A 15,864-nucleotide genomic window follows, 5' to 3' on the forward strand; every position below is an offset into this window, starting at 1 on the left:
CAACAACTACACTGACCGCTGCTCACAGGTGAGGAATTTCGGCAAGCACACCTGAGGACTTTCGACGAGCGCGATCAAGGTGAGCGCATGAAGATGCTGCACACAGCGAACTAGGAGCCATGTCGTGCTTCGCGCCGCGTAAGGGCACACGTGGTGACCGTTCTAGCGCGTGCTGGCTTCCTTGTGAAAACTCAACTCGCACACTCGGTTTATCGTCGTGGCTCACGCGCCACCGAAATCGGCGTCGTTCGGCCCATGACAAGCGGGATTCACCGACGCGACCCTGCGCTTACCGCCAAAGCCCGCATCTCAACTCACTGAACGCCGCTCATTTCAAAGCCCCGCCCAAGCCGGTCGGTCCGCTGTGATTGAGCGCTCCACGATATTGAGCAGAGATGCGCGGGTGTGTTCGTCAATCCTGCGGCTGGTGATCTTCTTGATGCCATTGACGATCTGGCAGGGGGCGATTCGATTTCGAAAATTATGAAATTCGTGATACGGTAGGAGCCTCGCTCACGGATGGCTGGGAGTGTGCCCATCGTCATGAAGACTGTCCAAGTTCAGGGGCGACTATGAGTTGGCGAATTATTTGGAAAAGGTGGCGGCGGAGAACAATCTCGGCGAGAAGGCCGGTATGAAAGTCCGCTCCTTCGACGATGCCAACGCATTCCATCGAGCCATCCGCTCCTTCGCAGCCACGAATGCGGGGCGAGTGCTGTTCGGCTCAAGCGCACCACGCCTCGAGCGGCTCATCAGGAGGCTCACGGGTGGCAAGCTCAGCTTCGCCGAAGTCGCGTCGGGTCTTCCTACGCTTATCCTCACTACCACCGGCGCCAAGTCGGGGAAGCAGCGCGCCGTTGCGGTTTGCGGTATCCCGCACCCGGACGGCGTGGCCGTCATAGCGACCAACTATGGCGCCGCCAAACACCCGGGGTGGTACCACAATCTCAAGGCCAACCCGACGGCGACGATGATGCTTGACGGCAATACGTGGCGTGTCACTGCTCGACTTGCGGCACCTAACGAGCGGGACAGGATCTGGGCGAGAGGCGTCGAGCTCTATCCTGGCTACGAGAAGGAGCAAATGTGGGCTGGCGATCGCCACTTTGAGGCGTTCGTCCTTACTCGGACGTCAGGGCCATAGTAGCCAGCGCCTGCCAGCGCGTATTTCTCGTGGGCCGCTACATCGCGACGGCGGCGACGTCCAGCGTTTCTGTATTGATCAACGCCGGATGAACCCAGGTCTGCAAATGTCCTAGAAACTGCAGCTGGCGAGCAAGCGAGGGCGGTTGCCGGCCAAGACACATTTCGCGAATCGCCCCGAATGGCCTCGGATACAGGAGGATTCACACATCATGTCGGTGGAGCTGGGGTCTGCTGCACGAACGGGTGACACTTGAGATCGCTTGCCCTGGGTGGGCGGGCTGGAAGGATGTCACCATGGCAGGGCCCCAAGGAGTTCCGCGACGACGTTGTTCGGGTCGCCCGCAACCGTGAGGACGGTGCGACCGTCGAGCAGATCGCGCTGATTTCGGGGTGCATCCGATGACGCTGTGGAGTGGCTGCGTCAGGCCTATATCGACGACTGGGCCATAGCGGGTGAGACGACCGGTGAGTCGGCTGAGCTGCGGGACCTGCGTCGCCGGGATCGGTTGTTGGAACAGGAGAATGAAATCCTGCGCCGGGCAGCGGCGTATCTGTCGCAGTTGAACCTGCCGGGAGAAATCTTTACCCGCTCGTGAAAGAGCGCGCCGACGTCGGAGTCCCCGTCGCGGTGACGTGCCGGGTTCTCAAGCGCGCCCGCCAGCCCTACTACCGCTGGCTGGCCAGCCCGGTGACCGATGCCGAGCTGGTGGAGGCCTACCGGGCCGACGCTCTGTTCGATGCCCATCGCAATGACCCTGAATTCGGCTACCGATTCCTGGTCGCCGAAGCCGGCGATGCTGGGCAGCCGATGGCCGAGCGCATCGCCTGGAGGACACGTCCTTGATCGCACAGAGATAGAGCTGGCCTTCGCCACTACGGTGCTCGGTAGGATGCACCAGTCACAACAGATTTGGGGAATCCGCGGTGAAATCCCGGCCCACCAGATCATCATGCACGGGCGGGCCGACCTTGCCGTTTTTGCCCCGTTTGCGCTTACCGAACACACTCCACCAGCTGTTGTGCGATCAGTGTCCTCCAACCGGACCGTCGGCTACAGCATCGACTCCCTGATGAAATCCCGACGGGCCACTACGGCGTCGGCCAGCGCAGTCGCCCGTCGTGGTGATTTCGCCGGCTGCGTGGTGCATAGTCACCGCGGGTCGCAATTTCGCAGCCGAAAGTTCGTTCGCGCCCTGGGCGGCAGCAACCTGGTCGGGTCTATGGGGCGCGTCGGGGCGGCCTGGCGACAACGCGGCCATGGAATCCTTCTTCAGCCTGCTGCAGAAGAACGTCCTGGACCGCCGAGGCTGGGACACCCGCGAGCAGTTGCGCATCGCCATCGTCACCTGGATGGAACGCATCTACCACCGCCGACGCCGGCAAACCGGTCTCAAATCGATGGACCCCCGTCGATTCGAAGCAATCATGACCACACCCGCCCGTTAGGCCGCGTAAATGCAACTATCACCCGTTCGTGCAGCAGACCCGCCTGACGAGCATGGCCTTTGCTTGGTCGCGAGTGGCGATCTTCAGACACGAACCGTGCGATTCTGGAAGACTTCGGCGCGATCAGAGTAGGAGAGGCGCGTGACGACCACCGATACTGAACGGCCCCCACTGCTGACCCGGCGCGACCGCATCATGATCACCCTCACGGTGATCGCGGCCGTGGCGACCGGAGTTCTGCACTTCGCCCACGCAAATGAAGTGCTGGTGTTCATCGTGTCCGCACTTGCGTTGGCCACCCTGGCATCTTTGGTCGGCCGTTCGGTGGAGGCGCTCGGAGACCGGCTCGGGCCCAACGCGACTGGGATACTGCAGACGGCGCTGGGGAACCTGCCCGAATTGTTCGTCATACTGTTCGCACTCAAAGCAGGCCTTTACGGGGTGGTGAAGGCCACCATCGTCGGCTCGATTCTCTCCAACGCCCTGCTGGTGCTCGGGCTGTCCTTCGTGGTCGGCGGTATCAGACACGGCCGCCAGCGCTTCGCCGCCGACGACGGACGCACCCTCGGATTGATGTTCACCCTCGCGGTGTTCATCCTCGCTGTCCCCTCGCTCACCGCTGCAGTACACACGCCGGCGCAACCGCACGAGCGGGCGCTGTCGGTCGTCGTCTCCATCGTCATGCTTGCGCTGTTCGCACTCTCGCTGCCGGCCACGCTCGGAAAGCGTGCTGTCGACCCCGTGGGCCAAGTTGATCATGAAACCTCCCGAGCGTCGTCTCCCATCGTGGCCAGCCCCGATTCGGCCAAAGCCGCCAGTGTGGCGACAGCACACGGGGAGTGGCCGCTGGCGATGGCCATCGGCATGCTGGCCGTCGCCGGGATCGGTGCGGCCTTCGTGTCGGAATGGTTCGTCGCCGCCCTAGAGCCGGCGATGCATGCAGCGGGCATCAACGAGGTGTTCGCCGGTCTGGTGATCGTCGCGATCGCCGGCAACGCGGTGGAGAATTTCGTCGGCATTCAGCTGGCCGCCAAGAACCAGATGGACTACGCGGTCCAGGTGATCTTCCAGTCGCCCGTCCAGATCGCGCTCACCATCGCCCCGATAGTCTGCCTGGCGGCGACATGGCTCGGCCAGCCTCACTTCGATCTGGTGTTCTCACCGCTGTTGTTGGCGTCGATGATCATGTCGGCGCTGGTCGCGGTGTTAGTCACCTTCGACGGCGAGTCGACCTGGTTCGAGGGGACCGTGCTCATCGCGCTCTACGTGGCGATCGCCACGTCGTTCTGGTGGGGGTGAGCACTTAACGGTCTGAGACCGCACTCGCTGTGCGGTCGCAGCAATCCGGCGGTATTCGAACCGTGGCAGTCTTGGCGGTGTGACCGACCTCGTGGAGGACTTCGAGGCTCAGCGGCCGCGCCTGTTCTGGCTGGCCTACCGTCTGCTGGGGTCGGCGAGCGAAGCCGAAGACGCTGTGCAGGATGCTTACCTGCGACTACACGGCGCAGACTCAGCGCTCATTGGATCGCTGCCTGCGTGGCTTACCAAGGCCGTCACAAACCTGTGCCTCAACCGGCTCACGTCGGCCCGCGCTCGCCGGGAGGTTTACCCCGGGCCGTGGCTTCCGGAACCAGTCCTCACCGACGACCGGACGCTCGGCCCGCAAGAAACCGCCGAGCAACGCGAGTCGGTGTCCATCGCGCTGCTGAGCTTGATGGAGCAACTCAAGCCTAACGAGCGGGCGGCGTTCGTGCTCCGAGAGGCGTTCGCGTACAGCCATTTAGAGATCGCCGAGATCCTCGAGATGTCGGAAGCCAACGTCCGGCAGCTGTACCGGCGAGCGAGGCAGCGACTGGGTGAACCCCGGCCGCCGATGCAGCGACCGGATCGGGCACAGTGGCGGTCTCTGGTCAATCGCTTCTTCACCGCCGCCAGCGTGGGCGACGTGGCCGGCCTCGTCGAAATCTTGACCGCCGATGCGACCTCCACGGCCGACGGCGGCGGCAACGTGGCGGCCGCCCGGCGCCCGATCTCGGGCCGCGACCGGATGGCCCGGTACGTGGCGCGGGTGTTCACCAGAAACCTGGCGCAGATACGGCTGCGCCTCGATGCCGCCGAGGTCAACGGCGAGCCGGCGATGCTGGCATTCGACGGCGACACACTGGCCGGTGTCTTGTGCTTCGAGATCACGGGCGAGCGGATAGCGGCGGTGCGGATCCTGGCCAATCCCGACAAACTGCGGTTCCTTGCCGAGCAGTTGTCACATCCTGCGGGCGTGTCCGGTTCATAGGGTATGACGAACTCGGTACTCGTAACCGGCGGCACGGGAACCGTGGGCCGCGTCGTTGTGGACAGCCTGACGGCGGCGGGGAAGGAGGTCCGCGTTCTCAGTCGCGGGAGGCGCCCCCAGCAGTCCACCGACGTTCGGCATGTCATGGGGGACGTGCAGACCGGTGATGGGCTCGACGCGGCCGTGGACGGCGTCGACACGATCGTGCACTGCGTCTATCCCACCGAGCAGCTGGTCGCGGCGGCGAAACGAAAGGGCTCACCGCATCTGGTTTATGTCTCGATTGTCGGGAGCGACCGCATCCCATTCGCTTTCTACCGCATGATGCTCGCCAACGAACGCACGATCGCCGAGTCGAGCCTGCCGTGGACGGTGCTGCGCGCGACGCAGTTCCACGATCTAATCGCCTTCCTATTACGCATGCTCGCGAAGCCGCCGGCCATCGCGCTGCCGTCGGGCCTGCGGTTCCAACCGGTCGACGTGCGCGACGTGGGCGAACGGTTGGCCCAGTTGGCGCTGGGCGAGCCGCTCGGGCGTGCGCCGGATTTCGGCGGCCCGCAGGCGCGTGCGCTCGACGATCTTGCCCGCAGCTACCTGGCGATCGTCGGTAAGCGCCGACCCATCGCCCCGATCCGCTTGCCCGGCAAGGTGTTTGGTGGGATAAGGAACGGCGGGCTGCTAGCCCCTGAGCACGCCTCCGGCACAATCACCTTCGAGCAATACCTCAATGAACAGCACGCCGCCGGCCAACGGCCGTACAGCGACGCCATCCGCGCTTACCTGCCCCTGCCGCGTCGCGGACGCAAGAGGTCGCGATGAACGCCCGGCTGATCGTGCTTCGCGCCGGGGTGTGGTCTCTCACATTCGTGGAGATCGTGGTCGGGCTTGTCGCGTCACTGACTCCTCGGGTGTTCTACGACTATGTGCCCTGGGTGGACCTCATCCCGCCGTTCTCCGAACACCTCATGCGCGACTACGGCGCCATGAATCTCTCGCTTGCGCTCGTATTCGCTGTCGCCGCAGTCACAATGGAGCGCCGTATGGTGCGGGTTGCGCTGGGCGCGTACCTGCTGTTCGCCATCCCGCACCTGATCTTTCATCTCACCCACCTGGAGCACTTCACGACGGGGGCCGCGGTCTGGCAAACGATTCTGCTCACGGTCGCCGTGCTGCTGCCGGTCGGTCTGCTGATTCTCACGGCGTTCGCTTATTCGACGGCAATGATCCAGAACCCACCGGAATGAGGTTCTAGCCAACTAATCACCCTGTGACACAGCCAGAAACAGGAATCCGTTGGTCGCTGGGTCGAGACCCGCCCGCCCCGCTATCCACCGGCTCGGTGATCCGGGTGTTCTGCCGGATTAGCGATCGCGCCTGACCATGGTGGCATCCCCTCGTCACGCATGGTGTGCAGCATCGGCGTGTAATCACCGGACTCGATGATGGCCCTGATCGTCCGGGCGGCCACGGGGGGATAACGCAGGTTGGGCACCGCCACCGCGGCCAGCTGGATGGTCATTCGCCCGTCCATTGAATGGCCGACGAACAACGCCTGCCCGACGCCGGGGGCGTCCAGTGTGCGCAACACCGAATCGGCGCGGTCGGTGAAGCCGCACACGTCCCATCCCGGCGATCCGGCTGAGCATCCGTAGATGTGCCCTCCGGCTCAGCAGGAGCCCGTGCATGAATAACAACGGCACTCCGCGGCCGCCGACTGAAAGTCCAATCCGGCGCCCGTCATCGAGTTCCACGACGTGATGGCTCAGGCGGATGCGGCTTGGGGATGTCTCCGTCATGGCCACGGCGGAATTCCCGGCCGGACAGGCGTCAAACGGATTGCGGACCGAGATCCGGCCGGTCCGGGGTCGAGCGCAGGAAGCATCGCGCTTGTGCGGCCGCAACTGGGGGTATTCGGCTGAGCAAGATGACGCAACCCGATCAGAACACGGACGAAATCGACCCATGCGTGCGTGTCTACGGGGCGCGGGTCCACAATCTGCGCGGTGTCGACGTCGTAGCCCCGCGTGACGCGCTGGTCGCATTCACCGGTATCTCCGGATCCGGCAAATCGTCGTTGGCCTTCGGCACCATCTATGCCGAGGCCCAGCGCCGCTACTTCGAATCGGTCGCTCCGTATGCTCGCCGTCTGCTATTGCCCACCGGCGCGCCAAAGGTGGATGACATCACCGGGCTACCGCCTGCCGTCGCACTGCAGCAGCGCCGCGGTTCGGCGACATCGCGGTCGACGGTCGGCACCGTCACCACCCTGTCAAACCTGCTGAGGATGCTGTTCTCCCGCGCCGGCACCTACCCGCGGGGGACCACCGAACGACTCGACTCCGATGCGTTCTCGCCGAACACTGCGGTCGGGGCCTGCCCGGAATGCCACGGCCTGGGACGAATTCATCGGGTGACCGAAGAGACGCTGGTGCCCGACCCCTCGCTGACCATTCGCGAAGGCGCTGTGGCCGCATGGCCGGGCGCATGGCAGGGCCAAAACCTGCGCGACATCCTCGTCACCCTGGGGTACGACATCGACAAGCCGTGGCACAAACTCCCTAAGCGGCAACGCAATTGGATCCTGTTCACCGACGAGCAACCAACGGTCGAAATCGACCCGAGCCAGCACCCCGTGCAGGCCGACTATTACTACAACGGCACGTTCTCCAGCGCCGAACGTCATGTGCGCCACACGTTGGCCAACTCTCATAGCGCGATGATGCGTCGCCGGGTGCTGCAATTCGTCGACACCGCGCAGTGCCCGGTATGCGACGGTTCGGGGTTGCGGCCGGAGGCGCTGAGGGTGACTTTCGCCGGGCGCACCATCGCCGACTACACGGCGATGCCGCTGGCCGATCTTGCTGACGCGTTGAGCCCCACGGCTTCTCGGACCGACGCCGCGCCCGCCTATGAGTCCACGCAATCCGGCGAGCTGACGGAAGTGGCGACCATGATCGCCGCCGACCTCGTCGCCCGCCTGCAGGTACTCATAGATCTGGGCCTCGGCTACCTCACGCTCAGTCGCCGCACGCCGACGGTGTCACCCGGCGAACTGCAGCGCTTGCGTCTGGCCACTCAACTGTGCGCTGGCTTGTTCGGCGTGCTTTATGTCCTGGACGAGCCCTCGGCCGGACTGCACCCCGCCGACGCCGAACCGCTGCTCGAGGTGCTCGATCGTCTACGGCGCGCGGGCAATTCGTTATTCGTGGTCGAACACGACATGGACGTTGTGCGCCGTGCCGACTGGATCGTCGACGTCGGCCCCGGGGCCGGCGAGCTTGGCGGGGGTGTGCTCTACAGCGGACCGGTGCCCGGCCTCGCCGACGTCGAGGAATCGGTCACTCGTGACTACCTTTTCGAAAACGCCGGGCCGCCACCTCGTCAACCGCGTACGCAGTGCGGGTGGCTGCGGCTGCGCGGAATCTGCTTTCACAATCTGAGAGACCTCGACGTGGACCTGCCGCTGGGCGTGTACACCGCGGTCACCGGAGTATCCGGTTCAGGCAAGTCGACACTCGTCGTCAAGGTGCTCGGCGATGTCGTGCACAGCGAACTCGGCACCGGACGATCAGCCGATCCGGTTGAATCCGATGACGACGAAACCGACAGTGGCATCGTCGATTTCGATCACGACGCGAGTGTCGGTGTGACGGCAGACGGCGCCGAGCAAATCAACCGGCTGGTGTCGGTCGACCAGCGCCCGATCGGACGCACACCGCGCTCGACGCTGGCGACCTACACCGGCTTGTTCGACGCGGTGCGCCGTGAATTCGCCGCGACGCCGAAGGCGCGTCGCCGGGGTTGGACTGCGGGCCGGTTTTCGTTCAACGTGGCCGAAGGTCGCTGCCCCACCTGTCAGGGGGAGGGGTTTGTCTCGGTCGAACTGTTGTTCCTGCCGGGCACGTATGCCACCTGCCCGGCATGTCACGGAGCGCGTTACTCCGAGGAGACACTCGAGGTGCGCTACCGGGACCGCACGATCGCCGACGTGCTCGCGATGACCGTCGACGAGGCTTCGGAGTTCTATGCCGACGTCGCCAGCGCCGCGCGGAGCCTGACCACGATGCAAGAGGTCGGACTGGGCTATCTCCGCCTCGGACAGCCCGCGACCGAGCTGTCCGGTGGCGAGGCGCAGCGGATCAAGCTCGCCGCCGAGCTGCAAAGACCCCGGCGAGGGCACACCCTGTACGTCCTCGACGAGCCGACCACCGGGCTCCACCCCGCCGATGTGGATCTGCTCGACCGCCAGCTGCACCGCCTGGTCGACGCGGGCAACACCGTCGTGGTGGCCGAACACGACATGCGGATGGTCGCGGGTGCGGACTGGGTGATTGACCTGGGGCCGGGGGCCGGCAGCGACGGCGGTCGGGTCGTTGCGGCGGGCCCGCCGCAGCAGCTGGCGCGCGCGAAACGCAGCCGCACGGCGCCGTACCTCGCGCAGCGGTTGGCGCCGTCGGGGGTGACGAAATCGTCGTTCACTTCGGATTCAGGTCACCGGCGGTAGACGGTCCAGAACCGCGCGCTCGACGGCCGAACCCCCGCTCGGCGGCGCCGCGAGCCGCCGTCATCTCCCGCGGCGCCCGGTCTGACTTTGCCGTGCCGCGACATTGCTGGCGAAACACTGAGAATTTGATCCACCGCTCGACCGTTGGCGCAGTACTCTTTGTGTGCCAGCATCTCCGTGAAGGAGAGGGATCGTGGGATCTCAGAGAGTCGTCGGTAGTCAGCCGGAACGGCTCCCGTTGGCCGCGCGGGCCTCAGCGGTGCCCGCGACAATCCTCGAATTGGGCGGTCGGTATCCGGGCGCGGCGGTGTTGTGCGCGGCGCCGCTCACGGTTGCCGGCTTCTGGGGGATGGTCACGCGCCCCGCGTTGGCGTTGCCGCTGGTCCTGCTGGCCGGCATGGCGTTGGTGTTGATCGACTTCCTGGCGGGCCCATACCGGGTGGCCGAGCAAAAGGCGCGGATCGCCGGCGCCCAGCGGCCGAACCGTCCGCCCATCCCGAACCCACCCAGCATGCAGTTCAAGCAGACGCCGCCGCGGGAAAAGGTGGAAGCCCACGCGGGGGCGCAGGCGGAGGCCGCCGCCGCTCAGGCGCTGGCCGCGGAAGCCGAAGCGGTGGCCGCCGAGGCGCGGGCCCGCGCAGACGCCGCCGCAGCCGAAGCTCTGGCCGCGGAAGCCGAAGCGCTGGCGGCGGAGGCCGAAGCGCTGGCTGCTGAGGCGCGGGCGCAGGAAGAAGCGGCCGCGGCCGAGGCGCTGGCCGCCGAACCCGAAGCGGTGGCCGCCGAGGCGCGGGCGCAGGCCGAGCTCGCCGCGGCCGAGGCGCTGGCGGTGGAGGCGCGGGAGCGGGAACGGGCGCGCGCAGAAGCCACCGCGGCCGAGGCGCTGGCCGCCGAGGCGCGCAAGCGGGCCGAAGCCGCCGAGGCCCACGCGCTGGCCGCCGAGGCCCGTAAGCAGGCCAAAGCCGCCGAAGCCTACGCCCTGGCCGCCGAAGCCCGGGAGCGGGCCAAGGCCGCCGAACCCGAAGCCTTGGCTGCCGAGGCGCGCGCGCATGCGGAAGCCACCGAGACCCACGCGCTGATCGCCGAGGCCCGGGCGCGGGAGCGGTCGCGCGCGAAAGCCGCCGAAGCCGAAGCGGCGGCCATCGAGGCGCGCAAGCAAGCCGAAGCCGCCGAAGCCGAAGCGCTGGCCGCCGCGGCGCGCAAGCGGGCCGAAGCCGCCGAAGCAGAGGCCCTGGCGGCCGAGGCGCGAAAGCGGGCAAGAGCCGCTGAGGCCGAAGCGCTGCTGGCCGAGTCGAGGGCGCGCGCCGAAGCCGCCGAGACGCAGGCCGCCGCCGCCGAGGCGCGAGCACGGGAGCGCGCGCGGGCCGAAGCCGCCGAAGCAGAGGCCCTGGCCGCCGAATCGCGGGCGCGCGCCGAAGCCGCCGAAACGCGAGCTCGCGCCGCCGAGGTTGGGGCGGGCGCCGAAGCCGCCGAAGCCCAGGCCCGGGCCGCCGAGGCGCGGGCGCGGGCAATCCGGTTGCGGCTCGAGGCGGAAAACAAAATCAAACGGCCCCCGCCGGGGAACCAGCCCTAGCCGCTCTCTTTCAGACCGCCAGCGTAAGCACACTGCGAAAAACCACGTCGAAATTCGCAACGGCCTTACGCTCGCGAACGTCGAGGTGTGGAAAATCGGCACCTGGGTATCTTGGCGAGCGTATGTCTACAGCTCGAACACAACCGGATCAGCGCGAACTCGACGGCGCCTTGGAGACCGTCGACGCCATCGCCCAGGCTTTCGCGACCAAGATCGTCGGGCAGCGCGACCTGCGCGAGTCGCTGCTGATCGGACTGCTCGCGGGTGGTCACGTCCTGCTCGAGAGCGTGCCGGGCCTGGCCAAAACCACCGCGGCCAAGGTGCTCGCCGAGTCGATTCAGGGCCGCTTCCAACGCATCCAATGCACTCCCGACCTGCTGCCCAGCGACATCATCGGCACCCAGATCTACGACTCGGCGACGAACTCATTCGTCACTCAACTCGGTCCGGTGCACGCCAACATCGTGCTGCTCGACGAGATCAACCGGTCCAGCGCGAAGACGCAGAGCGCGATGCTCGAGGCGATGGAGGAGCGGCAGACCACGATCGCCGGGCGGGTGCATCCGCTGGCGGATCCGTTTCTGGTCATCGCCACCCAGAACCCCGTCGACCAGGAGGGCACCTATCCGCTCTCCGAGGCACAGACCGACCGCTTCCTGCTCAAGGAGATCGTGCGCTACCCCTCCCCGCAGGAGGAGGTGGAAGTGATGGCGCGGATCGACGCCGGCATCTACGACAGGGGGCACCCCGCCCCGCCGGTCGTCAGCCTCGATGACGTGCTGCGCCTGCAGGAGATGGTGCGCCACGTCCACATGGACCGCGCCCTGATGCTGTACGCCAGCCAACTGGTCGACGTCACCCGCCACCCTGAACGCGTGCTGCCCAAGCAGATCGCGCGCCTGGTCGAATACGGGGCCAGCCCACGCGCCACGATCGCCTTCTGCAAGGCGGCCCGCGCGCAGGCCGTGCTAGCCGGGCGCGCGCACGTGCTGCCCGAGGACATCGCAAAACTTGCCCACCGGGTGCTGCGCCACCGGCTCATCCTCGGATTCGAAGCGGCCAGCGCCGATATCACCGCCGAGGTCGTGGTCGACGCCGCGCTGCGGGCCGTCCGGGTCCCCTAGGGCCACAGAGCCATCGTGGGCAAGCACCTCAACCGGGCGAAAGCCCACTTCGGCACCGATACCCGAGGCCTGCTCGAAGGCGGGCGCTACGCGCTATTGCATACGCGCAGCATGGAATTCGACGACCTGCGCCCGTACGTTCCCGGCGACGACGTCCGCGACATCGACTGGAAGGCCTCCGCGCGTTCGGGCGGCGTGCTCATCAAGAGGTTCGTTTCCGAAAAGCACCACAAGATCCTGCTCGTCGCCGACGCCGGCCGCAACATGTCGGCACTCGCCCCGAGCGGGGAGTGCAAACGCGATGTCGCCGCGCACATCATGGGTGCGGTGGGGTTGATCGGCCTACGGCGATCCGACCAGATCGGCATGGTGTACGGTGACCGCCGCGGCTGCGTGAACATCCCGCAGCGGCGCGGCGAGTCGCACATCGAGGGGCTGTTGCACCGCTGGTATCAGCACACGACGGCCCGTCCCGGTCGCAGCGACATTGCTGCCCAACTCGATTACGTCGCAACGCATTACCGGCACACCATGCTGATCATCGTGGTGTCCGACGAACCCGATGTCGACGATCGACTCAGCGAAATGCTCACGAGATTGACCGGCCGCCACGACGTCATGTGGGCGATGGTTTCTGACATGCCGGCGGTGGGACCCGATGACACCGACGGATACGACGTCGCCACCGGACGCTTCGTCTTGAACGGTGCCGACCTCGGCCCGCGGGTTGTCGCCGCGTATCGCCGCGCCGAACGGTCTCGCCGGGCCCGCCTCGATGCGTTCCTGACCGCTCACGCGATCCCGCACGCGATCATCCCGGGCAGCAACGACATTCGACGCGAGCTCGTCCGCCTGACCGAGGTGGCCGCTCGTGCCGGGTGATCTGCTGCGCCATGTGTTCGGTCCGCAGCCCTACGCGCCGTGGTTGCTGTGGTTGGCAGTCCTGCTCCTCCTCGCCGTCATCATCTGGTATGCGGGCGTTTTCGTGTGGACGCTGCCGTCACAGGAGTTGCGGCGTATCCCCGTCGTGCGGCGGATGCACGCCCGGCTGATCCGCCACCGGTTCGCGAGCCGCGTGCAGGGCATCGCCGACGAGCACGCCGCCGGCCAGATTTCGGCCCCGGCTGCGTGCGCGGCGATCGGCCGGACGGTGCGCAGCTTTCTGCATCAGGCGACCGGCGTGCGGGCGCAGTACCTGCAAGTCGGTGCCATGGCCGACGCGAATCTCGCCGCGGCGGCACCCCTGTTGGCCCGGCTCGGTGATGCGCAGTTCAACGCCGGGTCGCGAGTCGACGTCGCGGACGTGAGCGCCCGGGCGCAGGAGTTGATCCGGTCGTGGACCTGAGGTGGTGGCCGATAGCGGCCATCGGATCGGCCGGCGTTGTCGCAGTCGTCGCGCTGGCGGCGCTGCTACCGATGACCGCGGCTCGCCGGCGGCTGCGTCCGTTGGCCAACGTCGCACGGCTCACCCGGTTGCCCGAGTACGCCAAAGTGGCCCGGCTGCGGTCGCTCTCGACGATCGTGACCCTGGTGGTGTTGACGGTCATGTTCGGCGCCGCGACGTGGGCCGCGGCCCGCCCGAGCGTGGTGCGCAACGATTTCGACGCCGCTCACCCCGAAGACATCATGGTTTGCGTCGGGCAACCGGTGACCGATGTGGCCACCACCGAACTGCTCGACTACTTCGCGCGCCAGACCGCCACGTCACCTCAGGCGCAACGCATCGGCCTGACGTCGGTCAACCGCCGCGTGGTGCCGCTGACGCGCGACCATCAGTACGCGGCTGCGCAACTCGCCGGCGCCCACCAGGCACACCCGGCGTCGTTCGCCCCTCCGGTGTCCTACACGGACTACGCCACCAGCGTGAATGACGTTCTTGCGCTGTGCCTCTCAGGGTTCCCGTCCACCGAACCCCCCAGTACGCACCGGCGCTCGGTGGTCTATCTCGGGCCGTCGGATCTACGTGCCCCGGCAGATCAGCGCGCAGCACTGTTCGCCGATGACAGCGTTCGGGCCCTGGCCCAGCGGACCGGGGCGCAGATCAACGTGATCGACACCGCCCCGTCGCCGGCGAGCCGTTCGCTCGTCGAGCTCACCCGGCAGACCGGCGGCCGGTATGCCGTGGCATCCACGACGTCGGTGACCACGACGCTCAACGGGATTCGGGCGCATACCCCGCCGGCGCGCACGGCCGACGGCACGGTGGTGGCAGCGGACTTCCAGGACGCGCCGGTGGTACCCCTGGCGATCGCGCTGTTGTCGGCTGCGGTGCTCTCGGTGGCCCTATTGGTGTTGCGCCGATGACGTTTCAACCCCTGCTGCCCTGGCCGATCCTCGCGGTCGTCGCCGCAGCCCTTGCCCTGGCCCGCCTGGTGGCGCTGTGGCGGGTGCTTGCGTCGGCGGGAAGCCGCCGTCACCGCGCGGTGCTGCGCTGGACCGGCGTGACCCTCGTGGTGCTGCTGCTCATCATCGCGACCGCCCGCCCGGCACTGCTGAACGACAATCGCCGCGACGCGACGCCAGCGGCCGGGGCCGACCTCAACGTGTTTCTCGTCGTCGATCGGTCGGCAGATTCGAACATCGAGGACTACGGCAACGGCGAACCACGGATCGCGGGGATGCGCGACGACATCGCGGCATTGATCAAGCAATACCCCGCGGCACGGTTCGCGCTCATCACCTTCGCCTCGAAGGCCTCGCTCGATTGGCCGCTGTCCGATGATGTTTGGAGCCTTCGACCAACCATCGCGGCGCTCGGGTCACGGAACGCGGGTCCCAACGCGAACGCCGGGGCGGCGGACAACGTGCTGCGCTACCAGCTGATCCAGGCGGCGCAGCTATATCCTGGGTCGCGGAACGTCGTGCTCTACTTCGGTTCCGGTGCGCCCGGATCCCAGGCGCCGCAAGACGGCTTCAACCTCACGCGGGGGACGGTGTCCGGGGGAGCGGTGCTGGCATACGGTCGCAGCGACGCGATCGACGAGGCCGAATTGCGCAGGCTGGCCGCGCAACTCGATATTCCGTACGTCCACCGTGATCGTGTGCAGCCCTTCCGACTGAACCTGCCCGATTCGCCGCGCCTCGTCGAGGCCGACCGGATCGAGCTGTACTGGTTGCCCGCGCTGCTCGCGGCCGGGCTACTGCTCGCCGAGATCTACCTTTCGGTCCGGGAGTTCCGGCGTGGCCGCATCGCTCGACGGGACCTGGCGTCATGACGCGCTTGCGGCTGCGACGGCGACTTGTCATCTATTCGGCCCCGCCGGCCGTCCTGGCGGTGTTGATCGCCGTCAAACTGATCTCCGTTGTCGTGGCGGGCAATTCGGCCGTGTCCTCGTTCGCTCGCGGCGACGGGGGCGGGGTGCACGCCGACGCGGCGATTCTCGGCGTGGCCAACCTGGTGGAACCGGCGAAGGCGCCGTTTGCCGCGGGCGCCGCCGCCGTGCTCGACGGCCGACTCGAGGACGCCGACGCCCGCTTCGCCGACGCGCTCACCCGCAGCGACACCGCCGGCTCCTGCCCGGTGCGGGTCAATCTCGAACTGGTCCGCGAAACTCAGGGCGATCGGGCCGCGGCGGCAGGGGACGGCGCACGCGCCGACGAGCGCTACGCGAGCGCGCAGGCCGTCGTGGATGCCGCGGCGCGCGGCTGCTTCGCCGGCAACACCGACGTGGACCCGCAGCGGCGCGCCATCCGTGACGACGCGGCAAACAGATTGGCGGCCAAGAGAACCGCGCTCAATGCACCGCCGAAAACGCCGCCGCCCCCGCCCTCGGCGGCGCCGCCC

16 protein-coding genes and 2 pseudogenes are annotated in these 15,864 nt (G+C 67.1%); 16 read left to right on the plus strand and 2 right to left on the minus strand.

Annotated elements, in window-relative coordinates; translation table 11 throughout:
• The first annotated feature begins 634 nt into the window (after positions 1-634).
• The 3 genes from BST14_RS25170 (at position 635) to BST14_RS30610 (ending at position 1,990) form a co-directional block, all read left to right on the plus strand.
• Positions 635-1,144, plus strand: coding sequence for a nitroreductase family deazaflavin-dependent oxidoreductase (locus BST14_RS25170; protein ID WP_083067047.1), 510 nt, complete (start codon positions 635-637; stop codon positions 1,142-1,144).
• A gap of 409 nt (positions 1,145-1,553) precedes the next feature.
• Positions 1,554-1,742 (plus strand): hypothetical protein, encoded by a 189-nt coding sequence (locus BST14_RS25175; RefSeq protein ID WP_142279595.1) that lies wholly within the window; start codon positions 1,554-1,556, stop codon positions 1,740-1,742.
• Complete coding sequence (locus BST14_RS30610) at positions 1,739-1,990, plus strand: integrase (RefSeq protein WP_083067034.1); 252 nt, start codon at positions 1,739-1,741, stop codon at positions 1,988-1,990. The genes BST14_RS25175 and BST14_RS30610 overlap by 4 nt, the downstream gene beginning before the upstream one ends.
• Here the strand turns inward: BST14_RS30610 and BST14_RS31200 are convergent.
• Positions 1,968-2,153: pseudogene (locus tag BST14_RS31200) on the minus strand (IS3 family transposase); the annotation flags it as partial. The gene BST14_RS30610 and the pseudogene BST14_RS31200 sit on opposite strands and share 23 nt — an antisense overlap.
• 250 nt (positions 2,154-2,403) lie before the next feature.
• On the opposite strand from BST14_RS31200, the gene BST14_RS32725 reads away from it, so the two are divergent.
• From BST14_RS32725 to BST14_RS25205, 5 genes are all read left to right on the plus strand, one after another.
• Positions 2,404-2,592, plus strand: a complete 189-nt coding sequence (locus BST14_RS32725; RefSeq protein WP_083067035.1) for a transposase — start codon at positions 2,404-2,406, stop codon at positions 2,590-2,592.
• A gap of 141 nt (positions 2,593-2,733) precedes the next feature.
• Positions 2,734-3,891, plus strand: coding sequence for a calcium/proton exchanger (gene cax, locus BST14_RS25190; RefSeq protein ID WP_083067036.1), 1,158 nt, complete (start codon positions 2,734-2,736; stop codon positions 3,889-3,891).
• A 79-nt stretch (positions 3,892-3,970) separates the two neighbouring features.
• Positions 3,971-4,882: an RNA polymerase sigma-70 factor gene (locus tag BST14_RS25195; protein ID WP_083067037.1), complete on the plus strand. Its 912-nt coding sequence runs from the start codon at positions 3,971-3,973 to the stop codon at positions 4,880-4,882.
• Positions 4,883-4,885: 3 nt separating this feature from the next.
• Positions 4,886-5,701: an SDR family oxidoreductase gene (locus tag BST14_RS25200; RefSeq protein WP_083067038.1), complete on the plus strand. Its 816-nt coding sequence runs from the start codon at positions 4,886-4,888 to the stop codon at positions 5,699-5,701.
• Positions 5,698-6,126, plus strand: coding sequence for a hypothetical protein (locus BST14_RS25205; RefSeq protein ID WP_083067039.1), 429 nt, complete (start codon positions 5,698-5,700; stop codon positions 6,124-6,126). The genes BST14_RS25200 and BST14_RS25205 overlap by 4 nt, the downstream gene beginning before the upstream one ends.
• A gap of 140 nt (positions 6,127-6,266) precedes the next feature.
• On the opposite strand, the pseudogene BST14_RS25210 reads toward BST14_RS25205, so the two are convergent.
• Positions 6,267-6,678, minus strand: a pseudogene (locus BST14_RS25210) (alpha/beta fold hydrolase); the annotation flags it as partial.
• 128 nt (positions 6,679-6,806) lie between these two features.
• Here BST14_RS25210 and BST14_RS25215 point away from each other — a divergent pair.
• From BST14_RS25215 to BST14_RS25250, 8 genes are all read left to right on the plus strand, one after another.
• Positions 6,807-9,386: an excinuclease ABC subunit UvrA gene (locus BST14_RS25215; protein WP_083067040.1), complete on the plus strand. Its 2,580-nt coding sequence runs from the start codon at positions 6,807-6,809 to the stop codon at positions 9,384-9,386.
• Positions 9,387-9,579: 193 nt separating this feature from the next.
• A complete protein-coding gene (locus BST14_RS25220) occupies positions 9,580-10,956 on the plus strand; it encodes a hypothetical protein (protein ID WP_142279596.1) in 1,377 nt (458 codons plus the stop codon).
• Positions 10,957-11,078: 122 nt separating this feature from the next.
• A complete protein-coding gene (locus tag BST14_RS25225; RefSeq protein ID WP_083067042.1) occupies positions 11,079-12,080 on the plus strand; it encodes an AAA family ATPase in 1,002 nt (333 codons plus the stop codon).
• 15 nt (positions 12,081-12,095) lie between these two features.
• Positions 12,096-12,962, plus strand: a complete 867-nt coding sequence (locus BST14_RS25230; RefSeq protein ID WP_083067043.1) for a DUF58 domain-containing protein — start codon at positions 12,096-12,098, stop codon at positions 12,960-12,962.
• Positions 12,952-13,425 carry a hypothetical protein gene (locus BST14_RS25235; RefSeq protein WP_083067044.1) on the plus strand — a complete coding sequence of 158 codons (474 nt, stop codon included), beginning with the start codon at positions 12,952-12,954 and terminating at the stop codon, positions 13,423-13,425. The genes BST14_RS25230 and BST14_RS25235 overlap by 11 nt, the downstream gene beginning before the upstream one ends.
• Positions 13,416-14,384, plus strand: coding sequence for a hypothetical protein (locus BST14_RS25240; protein ID WP_083067045.1), 969 nt, complete (start codon positions 13,416-13,418; stop codon positions 14,382-14,384). The genes BST14_RS25235 and BST14_RS25240 overlap by 10 nt, the downstream gene beginning before the upstream one ends.
• The gene (locus BST14_RS25245) at positions 14,381-15,295 is read left to right on the plus strand and encodes a vWA domain-containing protein (protein ID WP_083067046.1); all 915 of its coding nucleotides are present in this window, start codon (positions 14,381-14,383) and stop codon (positions 15,293-15,295) included. The genes BST14_RS25240 and BST14_RS25245 overlap by 4 nt, the downstream gene beginning before the upstream one ends.
• A partial coding sequence (locus BST14_RS25250) for a hypothetical protein (RefSeq protein ID WP_211280812.1) occupies positions 15,292-15,864 on the plus strand: 573 nt, incomplete at its 3' end. The genes BST14_RS25245 and BST14_RS25250, both read left to right, overlap by 4 nt.

Source organism: Mycobacterium arosiense ATCC BAA-1401 = DSM 45069, assembly GCF_002086125.1.
Classification (GTDB): Bacteria; Actinomycetota; Actinomycetes; order Mycobacteriales; family Mycobacteriaceae; genus Mycobacterium; species Mycobacterium arosiense.

Excerpts from the sequence above, each read along its gene's own strand:
- BST14_RS25170 (WP_083067047.1), top strand. The coding sequence starts at position 635 with ATGAAAGTCCGCTCCTTCGACGATGCCAACGCATTCCATCGAGCCATC.
- BST14_RS32725 (WP_083067035.1), top strand. The coding sequence starts at position 2,404 with ATGGAATCCTTCTTCAGCCTGCTGCAGAAGAACGTCCTGGACCGCCGA.
- BST14_RS25200 (WP_083067038.1), top strand. The coding sequence starts at position 4,886 with ATGACGAACTCGGTACTCGTAACCGGCGGCACGGGAACCGTGGGCCGC.
- BST14_RS25205 (WP_083067039.1), top strand. The coding sequence starts at position 5,698 with ATGAACGCCCGGCTGATCGTGCTTCGCGCCGGGGTGTGGTCTCTCACA.
- BST14_RS25215 (WP_083067040.1), top strand. The coding sequence starts at position 6,807 with ATGACGCAACCCGATCAGAACACGGACGAAATCGACCCATGCGTGCGT.
- BST14_RS25225 (WP_083067042.1), top strand. The coding sequence starts at position 11,079 with ATGTCTACAGCTCGAACACAACCGGATCAGCGCGAACTCGACGGCGCC.
- BST14_RS25245 (WP_083067046.1), top strand. The coding sequence starts at position 14,381 with ATGACGTTTCAACCCCTGCTGCCCTGGCCGATCCTCGCGGTCGTCGCC.